Here is a 20,560-nt window from a genome sequence, read left to right as displayed (position 1 = left end):
CCGCACTAGAGTGGGCCACGAGCCTCTCTCACGGGGGACTGGATTGCTTCGCTACGCTCGCAATGACGAGTAAGGAGGAGAGGCTTCCCGCCTCTCCCGATCAATTATCCAGCGTATTCAGATCGGCCGGGTTGTAGCTCATCAGCTTGGTGAGATCCCCCGCCTTCACCTTCTGCGGCCATTCATAGTCGGTGATCAGCGCGCGGCCCACGCTCACCAGATCGAAATCGCCGCGTTCGAGCATGTGGATCAGCCGCGTCATGTTGCTCGACGTGCCCACCTCGGTCTGCAGGCTGACGAAGAAGTCCTGGCTCAGCGAGACCGAACCCACCGTCGACGTCACCTTGCCGGTCAGCTTCTTGGTCCAGCCCGCAATGTTCAGGTCGCTGCCCTCGAACTCCGGAATCCAGAAGCGCCGCGTCGAACAGTCGAACAGGTCCACCCCCGCATCGACGAAGGGCGCCAGGAACGCCTCCAGTTCCTGCGGCGTATGCGCGAGGCGCGCGGTGAAATCGTGCTGCTTCCACTGCGAGAAGCGCAGCGAGATCGGGTAGTCGGGCGAGGTGCGCCGCCGGCATTCCTTGACGATTTCGACCCCGAAATTGGTCCGCGCCACCATGTCGCCGCCATAGCGGTCGTCGCGCAGGTTCACGTCGCCCCAGAAGAACTGGTCGATCAGATATCCGTGCGCCGCGTGGATCTGCAGCCCGTCGAAACCCAAAGCGACCGAGCTTTCGGCCGCCTGCCCGAACGCGTCGATGATGTCCGCGATCAGCGCGTCGGTCGCCGGTTCGCCGCGCTTGTCGCCCTTGAGGTAGTAGCCGGAGGGGGATGCGGCCGCGATGCCGGTCACGTCGTCGGTCGGCAGCGGCATCAGCCCGGTATGCCACAGCTGCGGTATGATCTTCGCGCCGCCGGCATGCACCTCGTCCACCACATGCTTCCACCCCGCCAGCGCGTCCGCGCCGTGGAAGTTGGGCACCGCCGAGCAGAAACCCGCCGTCTCGTGCGGGATGAAGGTGCCTTCGGTGATGATCAGCCCGGTGCCCCCCTCCGCGCGCCGGCGATAATAAGCCGCGACCTCGGGGTGGGGCACGCCGTTGGGGGAGAGGCTGCGCGTCATCGGCGCCATCACGATGCGGTTGTCGAGGTGCATCGGCCCGATGTCGATCGGTTCGAACAGGGCATCGGGGCGGAAATCGCCATCCTGGCTGAAATCGGCCTCCTCGGCCTCGCCCGACGTCAGGTCGCCGTGCCGACTGCGCGACACTTCCGCCAGGCGGTCCGCCATGTCTCGATCGCTCATCATCCCTCTCCGTCCCGATTATATCTGTGTCGGTCAGGCCGCGCCCAGCAGCTCCAGCAGCGGGCGCAGGCTCGGCAACCGGTTGTTCCGTTGCCACACCAGCTGCAGCTTCAGCGCGACGTCAAAGCCCAGCACGGGCTTGAGCGCGACCGTCGGCGGCACATGCTGGCGCTGGCCGACGAACCCCATGCCCAGCCCCGCCGCCGCCAGGTTCACCGTCGTCTCGGCGGTCAGCACCTCCATCGACATGATGGGGGAGAGGCCCGATGCCTGGAAGGCGGCGATCATCGCGTCGTGCAGGTAGCGGCCGCGATCGCGCGACGGCCACGTCAGCGGCTCGTTCGCCAGATCCTCGATCTTCAGGTCGCGCGTCGCCAGCGGATGATCGTTGGGGAGGGCGAGCACCATCGGCTCCTCCTCGATCAAATGGTGCGCGAACTGCGCCTCGGGCAGGTCGATCCCCGCCAGATCATAGAGGATGCCCAGATCGATCGACTGGTTGCGCAGCCCGTCCAGCTGTTCGGACGTCAGCATCGGCATGATGTCCAGCTTCACGCGCGGCAGCAGGCGGCGATAGTCGCGCAGCGCGGTCGAGACGGCGGGCGAACGCACCGCGCCCTCGTTGATCGCGATGCGCAGCCGCCCTTCCTCGCCGCGCACCACCGCGCGCACCCGGCCCACCGCGCGTTCGAACTCGCTCAGGATCGGCTTCGATTCCTCGTAGAAGATCCGCCCCGCCTCGGTCAGCGTCACGCCGCGCTGCCCCCGGTTGAACAGCACGACGCCCAGTTCGGCCTCCAGCGCCTGGATACGCCGCGACAGCGCCGATTGGGTGACGTTCAGGATCGTCGCCGCGCGATGGAAATGCTGCTCCTGCGCGACGACCAGGAAATAGGGCAGGTGGCGCAGGATCACATGGCGCAGCGGCGGGGTCGGCGGCGTCGCCGCAACCTCGGGCGCGGCACCATGCTCGACGACACGCTGCTCGCTCACGCGCGCATCGCCGGCATCATGCCATTCGCGCTCGACAGTCTGGGACATTCTCTCCACCCAAAGAGTGATAGGTTTTGCCCGCCGTCGTCGGATACCGCAAAGAGGGTATGCATGTGCATGGTGCCCCTGCCTACACATATCGGCGGATAATCATATCGGGGAGTGCAGCCTTGGCCACCTTGGAAGAACGCATCGACGCCGTCGAATCGCGCGCGAAGATCAGCGAGTTGCGATCGGCCTATGCCCGCTTCGCCTCCAGCGGAAACGCATACGGCGTCGCCAGCCTGTTTACCGAGGATTGCGTGTTCGATGGCCCGATGGGCGCGGGCAAGGGCCGCGGCATCATCAACGGCAACAAGGCGCTGGGCGATTTCCTGGCGCCGCAGATCGGCAAGATCGGCGCGGTCCTGCCGCTGATCAGCAATGAGATCATCAAGGTCGATGGCGATACGGCCAAGGGCTGGTGCCTGATGCAGACCCCGATGGCCCCCGGCTTCGGCGCGCTCGTCTGCGAATATTTCGACGAATGCGTGCGCATCGACGGCAAGTGGTATTTTGCCAAGCGCACCATGTTCCTGTTCCAGCCGGTCTATGAAGAACGGCCCGCCAATTATGCGCAGATGGAACCGACCGGCCGTTAAGAGCCCCGCGCCAATAAAGCCAAGCGAGAGGACGTCCGATGTCGCATCCCTATGAGCCCACCCGCAAGCCCGGCAGCTACGAAGTCGGCGGCGCGATCGATCGCGATGCGCTGCTGAAACCCGCGCAGCATACGCGCGAAGAACGCATCTACTGCCACGAACTGCTCGACATTTCGGTCAAGCATCGCCGCGCCTATCTCGATCATTTCTCGCACTGGGCGGATGCGACCGGATCGGTCGCGGGCACGAACCGCGCCTTTGGCGTGTGGGGCACGATCGGCATGAGCCACCGCTGGGCCGAAGGCGTGATCATGTGGGAATGGCCGAACAAGGCGGCGATGTTCGATGGCCTCGCCGGCGCCTGGTCGCACTTCCATTCGGATGACGGCGCGGGCGACATCTGGGCCTTCGCCTGGGGCGGCGCTGCAGAGGGTGTCACCGACACGCAGGGCATGGACCGCCTGATGTGCTCGACCGCCTATAGCCCGACGATGGAGGAGCTTTACGCCAATGGCGTGAAGGGCGAAGCCTATCTCCATTACCACATCAACACCCCGCCGGGCATGATCGACGATCACCTCAACCACCTTGAGCACTACGTCCCGATCGCCGAGCGGCTGGGCCTCAAATTCGTCGGTTCCTATCGCACCCTGTTCACCAACGACGATCAGGGCCTGATGATCTGGGCGCTCCCAAAGTTCGCGGACTGGCCCGCCTACGAAGACGCCCGCCGCACCGACAAGGAAGCCCTCGAATGGCGCGCCGAAGCCGCCGCGCGCGGCGTCACCTATGACGGCCGCGTCCTCGTCGGTGCCAAAAGCAACCCCCTCGACCGCGGCCACTCCGTCTCGATGGACCACGAACCCGACCCCAACCAGAAACCGGTCGGCTTCTAAGGGACGGGCGGGCACCTCGTTATTATTGAGTCCCGCAGGGATGCTATAATTCGGAGCTGTGTTCGGGATTCGTGAATGTTTGCATTACTTGGCCAGAGGTGCATCTGCCGCCGAAGCCATTGCGCGGCATTCTATCCAAGTTATTAGAGGGCTGTGAAGACGCCCTTACCTATCCCCGCGAACGCTGGCAGTCCGCCTTCGGCTGACTATGCGGTCACGTTCCTAAATGCCCTTGCGGGGCTGTGGTTGCCTATAACGGTATTATTGATCCTGATCATCGTCCTTATAGTTGTCGCTGTGGTGGCAGTGGGCTGGGTGGAGATTAATATTCCAATCCTGTCGGGGACCCTGCGGATATTGCGTCCCCAAAAATCGGGAGTGCCTGACGAAGCAGCTGTCAGTACACTGCCGGATGCGGCGACAATTGGCGATGGCGAACTACTTCCGGAGTTGCAGGCCCGCGCCGGGCAGCCTGCTGAGGCGGAGCACAACTCTCCGTTCATCGAATATATTGAAGCGAAGACGCTTTCTGAACTCGATCAGAAGTTCAACGCGTTTAGCAGTGAAATCGAAAATGACAGAGAGTTTTGGGAGACCGACTACCAGCGGCGTCGGTTTCGGCTTGGGTCAGCAGATGGAAGCGAGGGGCTTAAGCGTCTCGTCCGGGATCATCCTCAATGGGCCCTTCCAAGCGCGATCCTCGTGGAATTAAGCGTCGCCACACATGATTTTCAGGCTGCAGGCGAACATTTAATTGAAGGGCTCAAGCGAGAGACCGCCAAGCGGTTCGGCGCAGTTCTTTCTTCTGGGTTGCGCTTAAGGTTTGAAGAGGGGGGCGTTGCTCCAGCTGCAGCATTCGCCGCCGAATGGTGCGATTCCCAAGTGGCACCCGCTGCCAAAGGCGAACTTCTGATAACTTATGCTGGCCTGTTGAAAGATGCTGGGCATGAGGAGGGGCATCTTCTAGCGCGCGAATGGGCTGGTGAAATTTGTCCGTCCGAACGCGCAAATATTTTCCGATTAGCATATGCGTATGCCGAAAGGCGTGGCCGCTGGGCGGCGGCTATAACCATGTATGACAAGCATATCATTTGGGGCGATGAGGGGGGCGTTTCTATCAACAATCGTGCCATTTTATATGGCCACTTTGATAAGCCGCTTCAAATTTCTGAATATGAACGTGCCGCGGAAGCAGGCGATGCTTTCGCTAAAGCAAATTTAGCGCAGCTGATGATCTCGGACGGCTATTTAAAGGCTGCAGAGCATCTGCTTCTCACCGATGAGGCTGCAGGGGATGCAGCTGAGCTGCACGCTGAAGCGCGTCGCCAACTTCTAGCTGCGCGCCGTGCGGTTGCTGACAGCAAGGAAGAAACGGAAAATTCGGTTTCCGAGCAGAGGCGGCCGCTAGCGCGTTCGATTTCGTTAGCCCTTCGCCATTTCCAGCGGAGAGGTGCGTTTGAAGGACAATTTTCCAGCGCCGACGGATGGATCACCGCTTCTTTAGTTGCGGGTAACGCTCGGTGCCGTGCGCGCTTGAACGGTACTGATCTTGAGGGTGATCTGACATTTCAGGGCATATGCTACGGTGGCCAAATCTCCGTTGTCGGGCAGGGGCTATTGAGTGGATCTAGCTACGATGTAACTTTGTTCTTTGAGACGACAGATACAGTGCGCTTCTTCCGTTGGCCGTCGCTCAACGGTGCTCACGCCAAGCAAGTCGAAGTCGAATTAAATCGAGTGGCACAATTACCTGTTCCCGCCGAAGCGAATGCGGCCCTAGGACCTGCTGCAGACGCGCTAGGAGGATTGGGCCTTCAAGCGAGAGCTTGACAAAAAGGAACAAATAGAGTACATATCAACCCTATCGCGCTCGCGCGTCGCTCTTTCTCACTGTTGGCTGCCTCGATATTATTGCGAATGCTAATCAATAGAATGCGTTTTGAGGGGGACGTCGTGACAACTTTGACAACTTTCGAGCCGCGAGCGTGACGCTGCGACTCGACGTTTTTAGGTCCTCCCCGAGAAGGGGAGGGGGACCGGCGCAGCCGGTGGAGGCGTAGCTCTCCACAATAAATATCGCTGCCGAAGAATACCCCTCCGTCAGTCCTTCAGATTGCCACCTCCCCCGCCGGGGGAGGATTTTAGGCGAGGGCCCCCGTCGCCTCCAGCACATGGATCGTGCGGTCGTCGGATACGGCGGGGGAGCGGGGGTTGAAGACGTAGCCGCTCTCGCTCTTGCCGATGCTGCGCAGGCCCGTTTCGCCGGTGGTCGCGATCACGTCGTCGGTCTGCATCGCCACCATCACGACATAGCCGGCGGGGCGGGCGTTGGCGGGGGCGATCTGGGTCGGCGAAAGCTTACCCCGGCGCATCGCGACATTGCCGGGCACGGTCAGCGTGTCGGCGATATGATAATCCTCATACCACGCATTATAGGCCGCATCCTGCCCCGCATTGGCATTGGCCATGACGAGGGTGAGGTGGCTCACCGCGTCCGACGTCCCCGGCTGGCGCCGCCAGTCGGCCAGCCATTCGAAGACATGCGCCGCCCGGCCCGCCAGCGCGGGCGCGGCGTCGAACGACGCGCCGATCGCGGCGATCTGCTCCGCCGTCGGCCCGTCCGCAAATTCGTGGATCAGGACGCCCTGATGCGGCTGCGGCTGATCCTTCAGGATCTGATGCCCCGCAATCCGGAAGGGCAGGATGCGCACGAAGCCGGGCAGCGCGCGCATCGCCGCCAGATGATCGCCCGCCAGCCACGCCTCGAAACCCGCAAGGTCGGGTTGGGTGGGCGGATGATAGAAGGTAACGACCCCAAAGCCTTTGCCCGTGCCTGCCATGCTCATCCTTCCTGAAAACGCCTGATCGTCTCGCCGCCCCATTCGGGCCCGCCGATCGCGCGGCGCAGGCGGCGCTTGATCAGCCAGCGGCCGTCGACGCGCCGGTAATCGAAGCGATTGTACCCCGCCGTCATCACGCGATATCCGCTGTCCGGCGTGCCGACGAGGACTTGGGAATAGCTTTCCGACCACGCCGTATCGCCGTCGATCCGGACGAAGATATTGGCGGGCACATGCTGCGATCGGTTCTCGATCTCGCGCTTGTGCAGGCCGTTCGGATCCTCGATCATCGCGGCCAGCGCATCGCGCCCCTCGATCGTCCATCCGTCGTCCAGGTCATAGACCCCGTCCTCGGTGAACAGATCGGCATAGGCGCGCGCATGCCCCATGTCGGCGGTGAAGCCATATTTGGCCAGAATCTCGCGGATCTCCAGCTGGTCGCGCAGTTCGCGGACCTCGGCCTCGAGGCGTTTGATCCGGTCTTCGGCGATGCGATCCTCGGCGCTCATGGTCAGTTCTGCCACACGCCGCCGCACACCGCGACGCATTGCCCGGTGATGTAGCCCGCGACGTCGGATGCCAGGAAACAGGCCATCTTGGCGATATCCTCGGGCCGCCCCAGCCGCCCGACCGGGATTTCGGGGGTATTGCGCAGCTTCCCGTCCTTCAGGTCCTGCTCCATCTCGGCGGGGGTGCGGAGAGCAATCCGCTTCCACGCCGATCCCTCGCCCACGTCGGTCAGGTCGTAGGGGACGGTCCATCCCGGCGCGATGTCGTTCACGCGCACCCCCTTCGGCCCCCATTCATAGGCCAGCGTGCGGCTGAGCGACTGGACGAAGCCCTTTACCGATCCATAATGCACGCTGTTATACCCCGCCTGTCCGTCCAGAGCCGCCAGCGACGAGATGTTGACGATCGATCCGGTGCCCCGCGACAGCATGTCGTGGCTCACCGCCTGGATGCAGTTGGTGACGCCGTCGATGTTCAGCCGGATCTCCTGCGCGCGATCCTCGGGCAGGATTTCCTCGAAGCCGCCGCGCGTCGCGATGCCGCCGGCATTGTTGATCAGGATGTCGACCGGCCCGAACTCGGCATTGGCGCGCGCGACCATCGCGTCGACGGAGGCGCGGTCGGTCACGTCGGTCGCGACCGCGATCACCTTGCCGGGCAGCCCTTCGGCCGCCGCGCGCCGGGCGATCTCCTCGCCGAAGGTGGCGTTGCGGCTGGCGTTGACGACGTTCGCGCCCTCGCGCGCAAACTCCATCACCAGCCCGTAACCGATCCCGCCGCTGCCGCCGGTGATGACGGCGGTCTTGCCCGTCAGATGCAGGTCCATCTCGCTCTCCCTAAATGGCGCCTTTATGTCCGACGATGCGGAACGCCTCTTCGTCATGCTGTTCGCGCACGATCGGCTCGTAATCGGCCGCCTTGCGCAGTTCCTGCCCGCCGTCGATCGCGAAGCTCTGCCCGGTGATCCACGACGATTCCGGCCCCGCGAGAAAGCGGATCGCCGCCGCCACATCCTCCGGCCTGCCGACGCGGCCGGTGGGGGCAGACAGGGGGATCTGCGCCTTGCCGCGCGCCAGCATGTCGGGGGCCATCAGCCGCCCGGTATTGCCGCCGGGGATCAGGCCGGGGCGCACCGCATTGACGCGGATGTTGGCGGGCGAAAGCTCCTCGGCCGCCGCGCGCATCAGCGCCTCGACCCCCGATTTGGCGGTGGCGGCCGCGGCCAGATAGGGGACGACCTGTTGTGTGGAGGTGGCGGACAGGCAGATGATCGATCCGCCATGCTCCATCCGCGCCGCGCCGTGGCGGATCGCGAGGAAGGTGGTCATCACATTGCGCTCGACGATCGCGCGAAACTCCTCGGCCTCGTACGACATGAACGGCCGCCATCCGCCGCCGCCGCCCACCGTCGCCACGACGATGTCGATCCGCCCGCCCAGCGCGATCGCCGCCGCCACCGCCGCCTTCACGTCGGCCTCGCTGCCCGCATCGCCCATGAAGCTGCCGACCGTCGCGCCTTGGTTGCGCAATTCGGCCACCGTCGCCTCAAGCTTGGCGGCATCGCGCGCCATCAGCAGGATCGCGGCGCCATCGGCCGCAAGCGCCTTCGCGGTCGCGCTGCCGATCGATCCGCTGCCGCCGGTGATCAGCGCGACCTGTCCAGCCAATGCTCTGGCGCCCATCTCCGCCTCCTCTCGCCGCCGGCCGTACCGGTCTGTCCAAAAAGGTGTCGCACAGCCGATCGATGTAGCAAATGCTATTATCGCGGCCGATCGATGCGGCCATTGCATGACAGAGTTTCGCTTTCCGCCATTGCGCGCGCGCCTGCCATCCTCAATAGAGTGAACTCTATGTTGGGAGAGACTCAGGGCAGTGGCGAGCGTGCGGACGTGCCGAGCGGGCTTCGGGCGGCCTTGTCGCTGGAGCCGGCGGGCAAGGACCGTTTCATCGGCCGCAACTCGCAGACGCGGCCGCGCGTCTATGGCGGGCAGCTGATGGCGCAGGCGCTGCTCGCGGCGGCGAATACGGTGGAGGGGCAGGTCGCCCATTCGCTCCACGCCTATTTCGGCGTGCGCGGCGATGTCGCCTCGCTGATCGATTTCGAGGTCGATCGCGTCAAGGACGGCGCCAGTTACTCGATCCGCCGCGCCCGCGCCTTCCAGAACGGGCGTGAGATCTTCGCGCTGTCGGCCTCGTTCCAGCGGCCCGAGGACGGGCTGGAGCATCAGGCGTTCGACGCGCCCGTCGTCCCCGCGCCGGAGGATCTCCCCGAACTGCGCGCCGGCGGGCCGACCGACACGAATGATCCCGCGCACCTGATACTCACCGCGCTGCGCCCGACGGGTTTCGAGCCGCGCTGGATCGATCCCAATCCCGGCGGCCCGCCGCGCCCCGGCGTGCAGCGGTTGTGGGTGCGATCGCAGGAGGCATTGGGCGACGATCCGATGCTCCATCGCGCCGCCCTCGCGTACATCAGCGACTATCCCGCGCTGGAGGTTGCGCTGCTGCCCTTCGGCCTTGGCTGGTCGAACCGCGATCTGTCGGTCGTCAGCCTCGATCATGCGATGTGGTTCCACCGCGATTTCGACGCCAATGGCTGGCTGCTCTGTTCGACCGAACTCGTCTCCGCCCAGGGCGGCCGCGCGCTGGTGCGCGGATCGTTTCACGACCGTGCCGGCGCGCTGGTCGCGACCTTCACACAGGAAGGCGTGGTGCGCCTGTCTCGAAAGGCGGGCGATGCCTTTCCGTAATCAAAGCGATGCGCCGTTTGCGTTTGACGCAATGGCCGCCCCTTCCAATGGGAAGGTTCTAGATAGATTTGCGCAGGGCCTGGGGCCGCGCCAGTGGGGAGCTTGTTGAATGGCATTTCCGTCGCGAAAAGCCGCGGTCGTCGGGGTCTATCTGACCGAACAGGGCAGGGGGCTTCCGCGCACCGCCTGGTCGCTGGAGCTGGAGGCGATCAAGGGCGCGCTCGATGACGCCGGGCTGCGGCCCGATCAGGTCGATGGCCTGATCCCGATGGCCTATGTCACCCCGCTCAACCTCCACATGGCGTGGACCGAGCAGCTGGGCGGCAAGCCGATCACCTATCTCGACGTCGGTTCGGGCGCGGGCGCGGTCGCCAAGGCCGCGGCGGCGATCGATGCGGGGCTGTGCAAGGTCTGCGTGATCTATTTCGGCAACGCCAATAACGGCAACGGCCCCGGCGCGCAGAAGCGCCACGACAAGGCGCCGCGCGTCGACGACTGGGACTATATGGTCCACGGCGCCTATATGTCGGTGTGGTACGCGATGTGGACCCGCGCCTACATGCACCAGTTCAACGTCCGCCAAGAGGATCTGGCCGAATATTCGGTGATCGCCCGCTACCACGCGACGCTCAATCCGGCGTCGATCATGGGCAAGCGCGGTGAGATCACCGTCGACGACGTGATGAACTCGCGCCCGATCGCCGATCCGCTCCACCTGCTCGAATGCCCGCTCGACAATGACGGCGGTTACGCGATCGTGGTGGCGGCCGAGGATATCGCCCGCGATTGTAAGAAGAAGCCGATCTGGGTGCTGGGCGGTGCCGAAGCGACCTATACCGACAGCTATCGCACGATCACGTCGCCGTGGATCTCGAACGAAGGCGCGGCGGTGCGTCGCGTCGGCGAGATGGCGTTCGGCAATTCGGGCGTGACGCACGACGATATCGACGTCGCCGGCCTCTACGATTGCTTCCCCGTCACGGTCGCGCGCGATCTGGAGGAGCTGGGCTTCTGCAAGCTCGGCGAGGGCGCGGACTATATCAAGGCGGGGCATCTGCGGCTGGGCGGCAAGATGCCGTCGAACACCGATGGCGGCCTGTTGAGCCACAGCCACAACGGCAATCCCAGCGGCATGCACACGATCGAGGTCGTCAAGCAGCTGCGCGGCGAATGCGGCGAACGGCAGGTGCCCGATGCGAAGATCGGGCTGACGCTGGCGCAGGGCTGGGCCGTTCACGGCCTCGCCGGCGTCGCGATCATGGCTGCGGACTGAGAAGGATTTTAGAGATGAGCGAACCCTATCTCCGCCCGCTGCCCGCCAAGTCGCCCGGCACCGAACCCTTCTGGGAGGCGGCGGCCGAGCATCGGCTGGTGATCCCCAAGTGCCAGAATTGCGGCGACTGGAACTGGATTCCCTATCCGGGCTGCCGCACCTGCCTGTCCGAGGATCAGGTTTGGACCCCGGCCAGCGGCTACGGCACGTTGATGACCTGGTCGATCGTCAGCCGCGGCCCTCCGGGCTTCCCGTCGCCTTATGTTACTGCGCTGGTCGAGCTGGACGAGCGGCCGCGTTCGATGGTGATGCTCGGCAACATCGTCGATACCCCGCATGAGGATCTGAAGGTCGGCATGCGGATGCAGGTCGTGTTCGAAGATATCGCGGACGAGGATATCTCGATCTGGCGCTTCAAGGCGGCCTGACGATGGCAAGCCTCGACACGGTCGTCGCGAAAGCGTTCGAGGGCGATCCGGATGCGATCGCCATCGAGTTCAAGGATCAGCTCATTCGCTGGGGGGACATCTCCCGCGTCGCGAATGCGCTCAACGGGTTGCTTGACGAAGCCGGGATCGGGCCGTGCGTTCCGGTCGCCTTCATCCCGCAAAGCTCGCCTGTGTTCGCAGCCGCTTTGCTCGCCCTGCTGGCGGGCAAGCGCAGCATTTCGATGATCTACGGCTTTCAGGCGCCGACCGTGATCGCGGCGGACATGAAGAAGCTCGACGTCCCCGCCTACATCGCCTGCATCGACGATTGGGCGCCCGAAATGCTTACGGCGCTTCCGGAAGGCGCGCTCGCGATCGGCCTGGCCAGCGCGCTCGATCCCGAGCCGGTGCGCCATCTGCAGGGTTCGCTCACCGCCGATCGATCGCATCTGCGCGGGGCCACCGACGAGCCGGTAATCGAGCTGCTGTCGAGCGGCACCACCGGCGCGCCCAAGCGCCAGCCGACCCCCTATCGCACGATCTATTCGGCGATCATCGAGGGTAACATGCTCGATGCGGGCGCGGTCGATGGGCAGGCGCTGCCGCCGGGGATCGTCCAGTTCCCCTTCTCCAATATCTCCGGCATCTATTCGATGCTGCCTTATGCGGTCGCACGGCGGCGGGTGCGGCTGCTGTCGCGCTTCAACCTGCCCGAATGGCTTGAATTCGCGCAGACCTACAAGCCGGCGGCGATGATCCTGCCGGCGGCGGGCGTGCGCACGCTGCTCGACAGCGACCTGCCCGACGATGCGCTGGCGGGCGTCGGTTATATCAGCATGGGGATGACCGGGCTGGATCACGGCCTGTGGCGCGCCTTCGAAAAGAGGTTCGGCGTGCCGATCCTCTACTCCTATGGCGCGACCGAATTTGCGGGTGCGGCGGCTTATATGACCGCCGATCTCCACAAGAAGTATGGCGAGGCGAAGTTCGGCACGGCGGGCCGCGCCGACCCGCGCGTCAAGCTGCGCGTCGTGGATCAGAACGATCCGACGAAGGTGCTCGGCCCGAACGAGGAAGGGCTGCTCGAAGTCTTCGTCCCCTATGTCGGCCCCGACTGGATCCGCACCACCGACATCGTCGTGATCGACGAGGATGATTTCCTGTTCATCCGCGGCCGCGCCGATGGCGCGATCAGCCGGGGTGGGTTCAAGATGATGCCGGGGCCGATCGAGGCGGCGTTGATGGAGCATCCGGCGGTTGCGGTCGCCTGCGTCGTCGGCGCGCCCGATCCGCGTCTGGGGCAGGTTCCGGCCGCGCTGATCGAGCTCAAGGAGGGCGTCTCCGCCCCCACGGAGGAGGAGCTGCAGCAGGTTGTCCGCAGCAAACTCCCCTCTACCAATGTTCCCGCTATAATGCGTTTCATCGATACGATGCCGCGCACGGTGTCGCTCAAGGTCGATCTCGGCAAGGTGCGCGCCATGTTCGCAGATAAGAAGGAAGAGGCTGCCGCATGAACCTCGCGCTCACCGACGAACAAGTGATGCTCGTCGAGACGTTCCGTCGTTTCTTCGAGGATGAGTCGACCATCGCCCGCGTCCGCGCCAACGAGGCGCTGGGCCACGATCCCGCGCTGCTCAAGGGGCTGGGCGAACTCGGCGCGCTGGGCATGCGTTTGCCGGGTGAGGGCGGCGATGCGGACTTCGGCCTGTTCGATGTCGCGCTGATCCTGGAAGAGGCCGGCCGCACGCTCGCCTCGGCCCCGATCGTCGAAGTGATCGTCGCCGCGCGTCTGCTGGCGCAGCTGGGCGGGCAGGATGCGCTGCTGGCGGATGTCGTTGCGGGCGACACGGTCGTCACGCTGGCGACCGCGCCGACCGAAAAGGGCGTTGCGCAGCTGATCCCCGGCGGCGCGGTGGCCAGCGGCGTGCTCCACCTCGTCGGTGACGAGGTCCGCCTCGCCTCGGTCGAACCCGCGAACAAGGTCGCGCCGAACCACGGCAGCCTGCCGATCGCGACGATGGTTCTCGATGGCGACGGCCCCGCCGCTACCGTGATTGCCAAGGGCGATGCCGCCAAGCGCGCCTATCTGGCGGTGGTCGAGGAATGGAAGCTGCTCACCGCCGCCTTCCTCTCGGGCCTCGGCGGCCGCTCGATCGAAATGGCGGCCGAATATGCGCGCGAGCGCAAGCAGTTCGATCGCCTGATCGGATCGTTTCAGGGTGTCGCGCATCCGCTCGCCGATCGGCACGCCGACATGGTCGGCGCGAAGATGCTGGTCTGGTCCGCGGTCCGCAAGATCGCCGATCGCGATCCGGAGGCGGCGGCCACGGTCTCGATGGCCTTCTGGTGGGCGGCCAAGGCGTCGGGCGAGGCGGTTGCCCGCGCGCTCCACACCTTCGGCGGCTACGGCCTCACCAACGAATATGACATCCAGCTCTATCATCGCCGCGCCAAGGGTATCGCGCTCCAATATGGCGATCCGCGTGACGAACTGCTGGTCGCGGGCAAGCGCCTGTTCGGCGACACGCAGGTGCCGCTGCCCGAAGCCGGACCGATCCAGATCGATTTCGAATGGAGCGATGCGGGCAAGGCGCTGCGCACCCAGCTGCGCGACTTCTTCGAAAAGAATCTGACGCCCGAATGGCATGCCAAGGCGCATTATTCGTTCGACGGCCACGATGTCGGCCTGAACATGGCGATGGGCAAGGAACGGCTGCTGTTCCCGGACTGGCCGGTCGAACATGGCGGGATGGGCCTCAGCCACTTCGATTCGCTCGCGGGCCTCGACGTGTGGGACGAACTGGGCGTCACCGCGCATGCGCAGAACGTCACCAACTTCATCGGCTCGTGCATCATGCGCTACGGGTCGGATTGGGCGAAGAAGGAAATCCTGCCCAAGCTGGCCAGCGGTGAGAAGATCGTCAGCCTCGGCTATTCCGAACCCTCCTCGGGCTCGGACATCTTCGCGGCGAAGACCAAGGCGGTCCGCGACGGCGATGATTGGGTGATCAACGGGCAGAAGATGTTCACCAGCGGCGCGAACCTCGCTAGCTGGGTGATGCTGCTCACCCGCACCGATCCCGATGCGCCCAAGCATGCGGGCATCACGATGTTCCTCGTGCCGCTGGACGACAAGGGCGTGGAGATCCACCCGGTCTTCACCTTCCAGGAGGAACGGACCAACGCCACCTTCTATTCGGACGTGCGGATCAGCGACGATCATCGTCTCGGCGCGGTCGGTGGGGGCACCGAGGTGCTGGGCTTCGCGCTCTCGCTCGAACAGGGCGGCTACGGCTTCTTCGGCCCGCACAAGCGGCTGTACAGCGAAGCGGTCGCCTGGGCGAAGTCCGCCACCCGCCACGGCCGCCCCGCGCTGGAAAATGATCGCATCGTCGAACGCCTCGCCCAGTCGGCCACCCATGTCGAACTGTCGCGGCTCACCGTGATGCGCGCGCTGTGGCAGCAGGAGAAGGACCCGAACGATCGCGGCACCGGCCCGATGTCGAAGCTGTTTTCGTCCGAACTGTTCCTGCGCGACGGGCATGATCTGCTCGATCTCGCAGCACCCGACACGCAGTGGCTGGGCAAGCACGGCACTGGCGAGCTGGAACTGCTCCACCGCCACGCCGCCGCCACCACCATCTATGGCGGCACCAGCGAGGTGCAGCGCAGCCAGGTCGCGGAAAAGGAGCTGGGCCTGCCGCGCAGCCGCTAAACGGCGAAGCTCAAAAAGGGCGCGCCACGGAGAGGAGTGAAACCATGCCCGTTGCCGCGCTCGATCATGTCAACGTCCGGACGACCGACATCGCCGGCACGCTCGCTTTCTATCGCGACGTGCTGGGGATGGAGGTGGTGCCCGCGCCCGGCGCGAACGACATCACCCGGTCGGGCTGGGTGCTCGACACCGCGAAGCGCCCGATCATCCACGTCGGTAGCGCCGAACTCAATTATCCCAGCGACGGCACCCACCCGTTCACGCCCGCGAACGGGAGCGGTGCGGTCCATCACGTCGCGATCGCGTGCACCGACGCGCCCGACATGCGCCGGCGGCTGGAGGCGGCCGGTCTCGATGTCAGCGAAAATGCGATTCCGTCCATCAACATGCTGCAGCTGTTCGCGGTCGATCCCAACGGCATCATGCTCGAAATGAACTTCCGCGATCTCTGAAACCCGTTATCCGAAGCGCAATCGGAAAAGATGGGAGAGGTTATGCGGTTCGAAGGCAAGGTTGCGCTGATCACGGGCGCGGCGAGCGGCATCGGTGCGGCCACCGCGCGGCTGATGGCGGCGGAGGGGGCCGCGATCTTCGCGGTCGATATCGCCGCCGACAAGCTCGACGCCTTCGTCACCGAACTGGGCGGCCAAGCCGTCGCCCACGTCGCGGACCTTTCCGACGGCGATCAGGCGGAGGCGATGATCGACGCCTGCATCGCCAAGTTCGGCAAGCTCGACATCCTCGTCAACAATGCCGGCATCGGCGCGCTGGGCAAGGCCGCCGATCTCGATCCCGCGATGTGGCGTAAGGTGATCGCGATCGATCTCGACGCCGTCTTCCTCGCCAGCCGCAAGGCGCTGCCGCACCTGATCGCGGCGAAGGGCAATATCGTCACCACCGCGTCGATTTCGGGCATGGGCGCCGACTATGGCTTCGCCGCCTATAACAGCGCGAAGGCGGGCGTGCTCGGTCTCACCAAAAATCTCGCGATCGATTATGCGGCGCAGGGCGTGCGGGTGAATGCGGTCAGCCCCGGCCCGATCGATACCCCGCTGATGGCGCATATGCCCGCCGAACTGCTCGCCGAATTCGGCCGCGTCACCCCGATGGGCCGCGTGGGCAAGGCGGAGGAGATCGCTAAGGTCATCGCCTTCGTCGCCAGCGACGACGCATCCTATCTGACCGGGCAGAATATCGCGGTCGACGGCGGCCTCACGGCGCATACGGGCCAGCCCGACATCGTCGGCTTCCTGACGCAGGCCTACAAAAGGTAAGCTGTCCTCATCCAATGCGAGTCGCAGGAGGATGAGGATGTCGGCGGTCAAAAATCCCCCCGAAGGCTATACCAGCGTAACCCCCTATCTCACGATCGACGGCGCGGCCGCCGCGATCGAGTTTTACGGCAAGGCATTCGGCGCGGTCGAAATCATGCGCATGCAGATGGGCGACCGCGTCGGCCATGCCGAGATCCGCGTCGGCAATGCGATCATCATGCTCGCGGACGAGTTTCCGGAGATGAAGATCTGCGGCCCCAAGACGCTGGGCGGCGCATCGGGCAGCCTGATGGTCTATCTCGACAATGTCGACGCCGCCTTCAAACGCGCGATCGACGCGGGCTGCAGCGAGGACAAGCCCCTGACCGACCAGTTCTGGGGCGATCGGATGGGCGGCGTGGTCGATCCGTTCGGCCACAAATGGATGCTCGCCACCCATGTCGAGGATGTCACGCCCGACGAGATGAAGCGCCGCATGAAGGCGTTCGCTGAACAATTTGCGTAATTAATTCCTCCCCGGAACGGGGAGGGGGACCATCCGAAGGATGGTGGAGGGGGCTGGAGGCTGGGCGGATCGCCTGTGGCAAACCCCCTCCACCGCTTCGCGGTCCCCCTCCCCGTGCCGGGGAGGATCAAAGACGGCCAAAAGAAAAAGGCCGGCGGGTCGCCCCGCCGGCCTTCGAAATGGGATGGAGCGAAGGCTTAGGCCTTGCAGCTCAGCGTGCCCTTGCCCGGCGCGGTCAGCTCGATGTTCGAGCCACCACCGGTGATGCTGTAGCCGCCTTCGGCGACGTAGGGCTTGCCCGCTTCCGGCGCGGTCAGCGTCGTGGTCGCGCCGGCCTTGTCGGTCTTCAGCGTGGCGGTGTTGTTGTCGAAGAACGACACGTCGACCAGGCTGTTGTCCTTGCAGCGATAGGTGTGGCTCGACACGATCGACGGCGGCAGCTCGACCGGGGCGGCCGCGTTCAGCTTGGCGGCGTCCGGATCCGGAATGTCACCAGCGACGACGGTCTCGGGCTTGGAATCACAGGCGGCGAGGAGCAGCGAGGCGCCCAGCGCGGCGGCGGAGAGGATGTGCTTGATCTTCATGGCGAGGCTGTGTTTGGCGGTCTTGTGTGCGCTGCGTCAAGAGGCCGAAGGTCGCATTTGCCCTAAGAATCGGCCAATTGCGCAATAAGCATTCAGATTTTCGCTGCACTGAGCCAAAAACGTATCGTGTCCCACGCCGCCTGTTTCTCCTGAAGCGGTCTGGTGAAGGCCGGGCTGGACGACGGCAGGTCGATCAGCGGGGGATGCACGGCGCCGGCCAACAGTTTGCGACCGATTCGCGCCGCTGTCCCGCCGTTGAAGCCGATCGCGCGCAGGCCGGGCAGGGTCGCGATCAGCCCGGTCAGGTCGTTGCCGCGATGATCCTTGATCGCGCCGTCCAGGCTGCCTGCGCGCACGGCATCGGCCACCACGTCCCACAATCCCACATGCGCCGCGCGCAACGCCGCGAGCCGCGCGTCATAATCCATCCCGTGCAGATCGACCCCGATCGCGCCGCCCACCAGCTTCCAGAACTGGTTCTGCGGATGCGCATAATAACGCTCCGCCTTCAGCGACGCCTCGCCCGGCAGGCTGCCGAGCAGCAGCACGCGCGTCTGCGCATCGACGATCGGCGCGAAGCTGGCCTTGCGGGTCATCGTCTGCCTTCTGGCAGGGTGCGGGGGGCTTGACAATGTTCTCTATATGTTCTATACGGACAAAATGCTCCGCGCCCTGATCCTGCTGGTCTTGTCCGTCTTTGTTGGTCGCCGCGCTTTTGCGCAGGGCGGCGGGGGCGTGATGGTGCGTGTAATGGATGCGGGTGCGCCGCGTCCGGACAAGCTTGCAATGCCCTGTCGCCGAAGCGGAGGTCCGCGCGGCGGGCGCCGCCCCGATACCTCGGCCGAGACACCGATTGCCGCCATCGATCCCGCCTTCCTGCCGCCTGCTGCTTTCGGGATCGGCTTTCTGCGCCCCTAAAAGGCGTTCGCTCTTTGCAATGTCGAAAGCCACAAAGGCCGCGAAAGCCGCAACCATAGTGGCTTTCACGGTAACATCGCTCTGCGCCTGCCAAGAGAAGCTATGTTGGCAAGTCCGTTCCGCCTCCGCTATCTCCCACGCATGGCTCTAGACAGTTTTGCCGGCGACGCGCTGGCCCTGATCGGCAACACCCCGCTCGTCCGCCTGAAAGGGCCGAGCGAGGCGACCGGTTGCGATATCCTCGCCAAGTGCGAGTTCATGAACCCCGGCGGATCGGTCAAGGATCGCGCCGCGCTCGCGATCATCGCCGATGCGGAGGCGCGCGGGTTGCTCAAGCCCGGCGGCACGATCGTCGAAGGGACGGCGGGCAATACCGGCATCGGCCTCGCGCTGGTCGGCAATGCGCGCGGTTACAAGACCGTGATCGTGATGACCGACACGCAGAGCCGCGAGAAGCAGGATACGTTGCGCGCGCTGGGCGCCGAACTCGTCCTGGTGCCGCCGACGGCCTATTCGAACCCCGCGCATTACGTCCACACCTCGCGTCGCATCGCGGAGGAGACGGAGGGCGCGCTCTGGGCCAACCAGTTCGATAATACCGCGAACCGGCTGGCGCATATCCGCACCACCGCGCCCGAAATCTGGGCGCAGACCGGTGGCAAGGTCGACGGCTTCACCTGCGCGGCGGGTACCGGCGGCACGATTGCGGGCGTGGGGCTGGGCCTCAAGGAATTCAGCGAAGACGTGGTGATCGGCCTCACCGATCCGCACGGCGCCGCGCTCTACAATTTCTACGCCCACGGCGAATTGAAGGCCGAGGGGAACAGCGTCGCCGAGGGGATCGGCCAGAGCCGGATCACCGGCAATCTCGACGGTGCCCCGATCGACACCCAGTTCCGCGTCTCGGATGAGGAGGGGCTGGAACAGGTCTTCGCCTTGCTCGAGCGCGAGGGGATGTGCGTGGGTCTGTCCTCGGGCATCAACGTCGCCGGCGCGATCAAGCTCGCCAGGGAATTGGGGCCGGGCAAGACGGTCGTGACGATGCTGTGTGACAGCGGGATGCGCTACCTCTCCTCGCTGTTCAACCCCGCCTGGCTGGAGGCCAAGGGCCTTCCGGTGCCGGAGATGCTGCGGCGCTGATCCGCCTTTCCCTCGTCATTGCGAGGAGCCGTAGTCGACGCGGCAATCCACTCCGAACTGCGGAATGGATTGCTTCGCTGCGCTCGCAATGACGATTGGGGAGATTGACGTCATGCATCCGCTCACCGACATAAGGCGCGTGGCGGACGATCAAACGCAGCGCATTCGAATTGGGATCACCGGGCTGGCCGCCGTGCTGCTCCTGGTGCTGTTCGCGGCTGCCGTCGTCGGTTTCCGCACGCGCGATGCGGCGCAGGCGGACAATGAAGCCGTCTTGAACAACGAGACCGCCGCCGTCGAAGCGCCCAAGGATCCGCTCGCCGAACTCGGCGTCGCGCCGGGCGGGCAGCCGTCCACGACCGAGACCGCGCCGCCCGCGCCGGAGCCGGCTCCTCCCACGAACTGATCGGCGATTCGCCCGGTCCGCGGGGCCGGATTGGCATCGTCGGCAAAATGATTCACACTTGCTGCATGGGCCGTCCCACAACGGCCCGCAGCTTTGTTCGCAAACTTATCCACAGCTTTGAGGAACGCGAAATGCCCGCTCCATACGCCCGGAATCGGCCTTTCCCGATCCTCTGGCCGCGCCGTGCTTTCCCGAATTATCCCCAAACGGATCCATAAGATTCCGTATGAAACCATAAAATCCCATTGAATCCCCTCCGAGCCCGCTATACACCTGTGTCCATGCAGGTGGTGGGCAAGGATTCTGCCGTGGCGATTTGAGCCACGAGGACCGACGTAAGATCGGGCCAGCGGCGGAACCTTGCTGACAAGGGGTTTTGGC

22 protein-coding genes are annotated in these 20,560 nt (G+C 64.8%); 14 read left to right on the top strand and 8 right to left on the bottom strand.

Annotated elements, in window-relative coordinates:
- Window positions 1-100: 100 nt before the first annotated feature.
- Together EOD43_RS21980 and EOD43_RS21975 are read right to left on the bottom strand one after the other, a co-directional pair.
- Window positions 101-1,306 carry an NADH:flavin oxidoreductase gene (locus EOD43_RS21980; protein WP_240653467.1) on the bottom strand — a complete coding sequence of 402 codons (1,206 nt, stop codon included), beginning with the start codon at window positions 1,304-1,306 and terminating at the stop codon, window positions 101-103.
- A gap of 33 nt (window positions 1,307-1,339) precedes the next feature.
- Window positions 1,340-2,347, bottom strand: coding sequence for a LysR family transcriptional regulator (locus tag EOD43_RS21975; protein WP_164857395.1), 1,008 nt, complete (start codon window positions 2,345-2,347; stop codon window positions 1,340-1,342).
- A gap of 122 nt (window positions 2,348-2,469) precedes the next feature.
- Between EOD43_RS21975 and EOD43_RS21970 the strand changes: the two genes are divergently transcribed.
- From EOD43_RS21970 to EOD43_RS21960, 3 genes are all read left to right on the top strand, one after another.
- A complete protein-coding gene (locus tag EOD43_RS21970; protein WP_164857394.1) occupies window positions 2,470-2,940 on the top strand; it encodes a nuclear transport factor 2 family protein in 471 nt (156 codons plus the stop codon).
- A 38-nt stretch (window positions 2,941-2,978) separates the two neighbouring features.
- Complete coding sequence (locus tag EOD43_RS21965; protein WP_127746483.1) at window positions 2,979-3,836, top strand: hypothetical protein; 858 nt, start codon at window positions 2,979-2,981, stop codon at window positions 3,834-3,836.
- Between the two features lie 246 nt (window positions 3,837-4,082).
- Window positions 4,083-5,666: a hypothetical protein gene (locus EOD43_RS21960; protein WP_164857393.1), complete on the top strand. Its 1,584-nt coding sequence runs from the start codon at window positions 4,083-4,085 to the stop codon at window positions 5,664-5,666.
- Between the two features lie 311 nt (window positions 5,667-5,977).
- On the opposite strand, the gene EOD43_RS21955 is transcribed toward EOD43_RS21960, so the two are convergent.
- From EOD43_RS21955 to EOD43_RS21940, 4 genes are read right to left on the bottom strand one after another with little or no spacing between them, the layout of a single operon-like run.
- The gene (locus EOD43_RS21955) at window positions 5,978-6,676 is read right to left on the bottom strand and encodes a hypothetical protein (protein ID WP_127746479.1); all 699 of its coding nucleotides are present in this window, start codon (window positions 6,674-6,676) and stop codon (window positions 5,978-5,980) included.
- Between the two features lie 2 nt (window positions 6,677-6,678).
- A complete protein-coding gene (locus tag EOD43_RS21950; RefSeq protein WP_164857392.1) occupies window positions 6,679-7,200 on the bottom strand; it encodes a nuclear transport factor 2 family protein in 522 nt (173 codons plus the stop codon).
- Window positions 7,188-8,012 (bottom strand): SDR family NAD(P)-dependent oxidoreductase, encoded by an 825-nt coding sequence (locus EOD43_RS21945; RefSeq protein WP_127746475.1) that lies wholly within the window; start codon window positions 8,010-8,012, stop codon window positions 7,188-7,190. The genes EOD43_RS21950 and EOD43_RS21945 overlap by 13 nt, the downstream gene beginning before the upstream one ends.
- A gap of 10 nt (window positions 8,013-8,022) precedes the next feature.
- A complete protein-coding gene (locus EOD43_RS21940; protein WP_164857391.1) occupies window positions 8,023-8,868 on the bottom strand; it encodes an SDR family NAD(P)-dependent oxidoreductase in 846 nt (281 codons plus the stop codon).
- Window positions 8,869-9,036: 168 nt separating this feature from the next.
- On the opposite strand from EOD43_RS21940, the gene EOD43_RS21935 reads away from it, so the two are divergent.
- From EOD43_RS21935 to EOD43_RS21900, 8 genes are all read left to right on the top strand, one after another.
- On the top strand, window positions 9,037-9,936 hold the full coding sequence (locus EOD43_RS21935) for an acyl-CoA thioesterase (RefSeq protein WP_164857390.1): 900 nt from the start codon (window positions 9,037-9,039) through the stop codon (window positions 9,934-9,936).
- 109 nt (window positions 9,937-10,045) lie between these two features.
- A complete protein-coding gene (locus EOD43_RS21930; RefSeq protein ID WP_127746469.1) occupies window positions 10,046-11,209 on the top strand; it encodes a thiolase family protein in 1,164 nt (387 codons plus the stop codon).
- 14 nt (window positions 11,210-11,223) lie between these two features.
- On the top strand, window positions 11,224-11,637 hold the full coding sequence (locus EOD43_RS21925; RefSeq protein ID WP_127746467.1) for a Zn-ribbon domain-containing OB-fold protein: 414 nt from the start codon (window positions 11,224-11,226) through the stop codon (window positions 11,635-11,637).
- 2 nt (window positions 11,638-11,639) lie between these two features.
- Window positions 11,640-13,151 (top strand): ANL family adenylate-forming protein, encoded by a 1,512-nt coding sequence (locus tag EOD43_RS21920; protein ID WP_127746465.1) that lies wholly within the window; start codon window positions 11,640-11,642, stop codon window positions 13,149-13,151.
- Window positions 13,148-15,352, top strand: coding sequence for an acyl-CoA dehydrogenase family protein (locus tag EOD43_RS21915; protein WP_127746463.1), 2,205 nt, complete (start codon window positions 13,148-13,150; stop codon window positions 15,350-15,352). The genes EOD43_RS21920 and EOD43_RS21915 overlap by 4 nt, the downstream gene beginning before the upstream one ends.
- Before the next feature lie 44 nt (window positions 15,353-15,396).
- Window positions 15,397-15,804 (top strand): VOC family protein, encoded by a 408-nt coding sequence (locus EOD43_RS21910; RefSeq protein WP_127746461.1) that lies wholly within the window; start codon window positions 15,397-15,399, stop codon window positions 15,802-15,804.
- 42 nt (window positions 15,805-15,846) lie between these two features.
- Entirely contained in the window at window positions 15,847-16,626 is a 780-nt protein-coding gene (gene budC / locus EOD43_RS21905) for a meso-2,3-butanediol dehydrogenase (protein WP_127746459.1), read from the top strand.
- 37 nt (window positions 16,627-16,663) lie between these two features.
- The gene (locus EOD43_RS21900) at window positions 16,664-17,131 is read left to right on the top strand and encodes a VOC family protein (RefSeq protein ID WP_127746457.1); all 468 of its coding nucleotides are present in this window, start codon (window positions 16,664-16,666) and stop codon (window positions 17,129-17,131) included.
- Window positions 17,132-17,328: 197 nt separating this feature from the next.
- On the opposite strand, the gene EOD43_RS21895 is transcribed toward EOD43_RS21900, so the two are convergent.
- On the bottom strand, window positions 17,329-17,715 hold the full coding sequence (locus EOD43_RS21895; protein WP_127746455.1) for a hypothetical protein: 387 nt from the start codon (window positions 17,713-17,715) through the stop codon (window positions 17,329-17,331).
- Between the two features lie 92 nt (window positions 17,716-17,807).
- On the bottom strand, window positions 17,808-18,311 hold the full coding sequence (locus EOD43_RS21890; RefSeq protein WP_127746453.1) for a DNA-deoxyinosine glycosylase: 504 nt from the start codon (window positions 18,309-18,311) through the stop codon (window positions 17,808-17,810).
- On the opposite strand from EOD43_RS21890, the gene EOD43_RS21885 reads away from it, so the two are divergent.
- The 3 genes from EOD43_RS21885 (at window position 18,301) to EOD43_RS21875 (ending at window position 20,179) form a co-directional block, all read left to right on the top strand.
- The gene (locus EOD43_RS21885) at window positions 18,301-18,633 is read left to right on the top strand and encodes a hypothetical protein (RefSeq protein WP_164857389.1); all 333 of its coding nucleotides are present in this window, start codon (window positions 18,301-18,303) and stop codon (window positions 18,631-18,633) included. The genes EOD43_RS21890 and EOD43_RS21885 overlap by 11 nt on opposite strands.
- Before the next feature lie 141 nt (window positions 18,634-18,774).
- Window positions 18,775-19,773, top strand: a complete 999-nt coding sequence (locus EOD43_RS21880; RefSeq protein WP_127746450.1) for a cysteine synthase A — start codon at window positions 18,775-18,777, stop codon at window positions 19,771-19,773.
- Between the two features lie 112 nt (window positions 19,774-19,885).
- Window positions 19,886-20,179: a hypothetical protein gene (locus EOD43_RS21875; protein WP_127746448.1), complete on the top strand. Its 294-nt coding sequence runs from the start codon at window positions 19,886-19,888 to the stop codon at window positions 20,177-20,179.
- The last annotated feature ends 381 nt before the right edge of the window (window positions 20,180-20,560 follow it).

Source organism: Sphingomonas crocodyli, assembly GCF_004005865.1.
GTDB lineage: Bacteria > Pseudomonadota > Alphaproteobacteria > Sphingomonadales > Sphingomonadaceae > Rhizorhabdus > Rhizorhabdus crocodyli.
The sequence above is the reverse complement of the archived record's forward strand: the minus strand, read 5'-3'. Positions and strand labels throughout refer to the sequence as shown.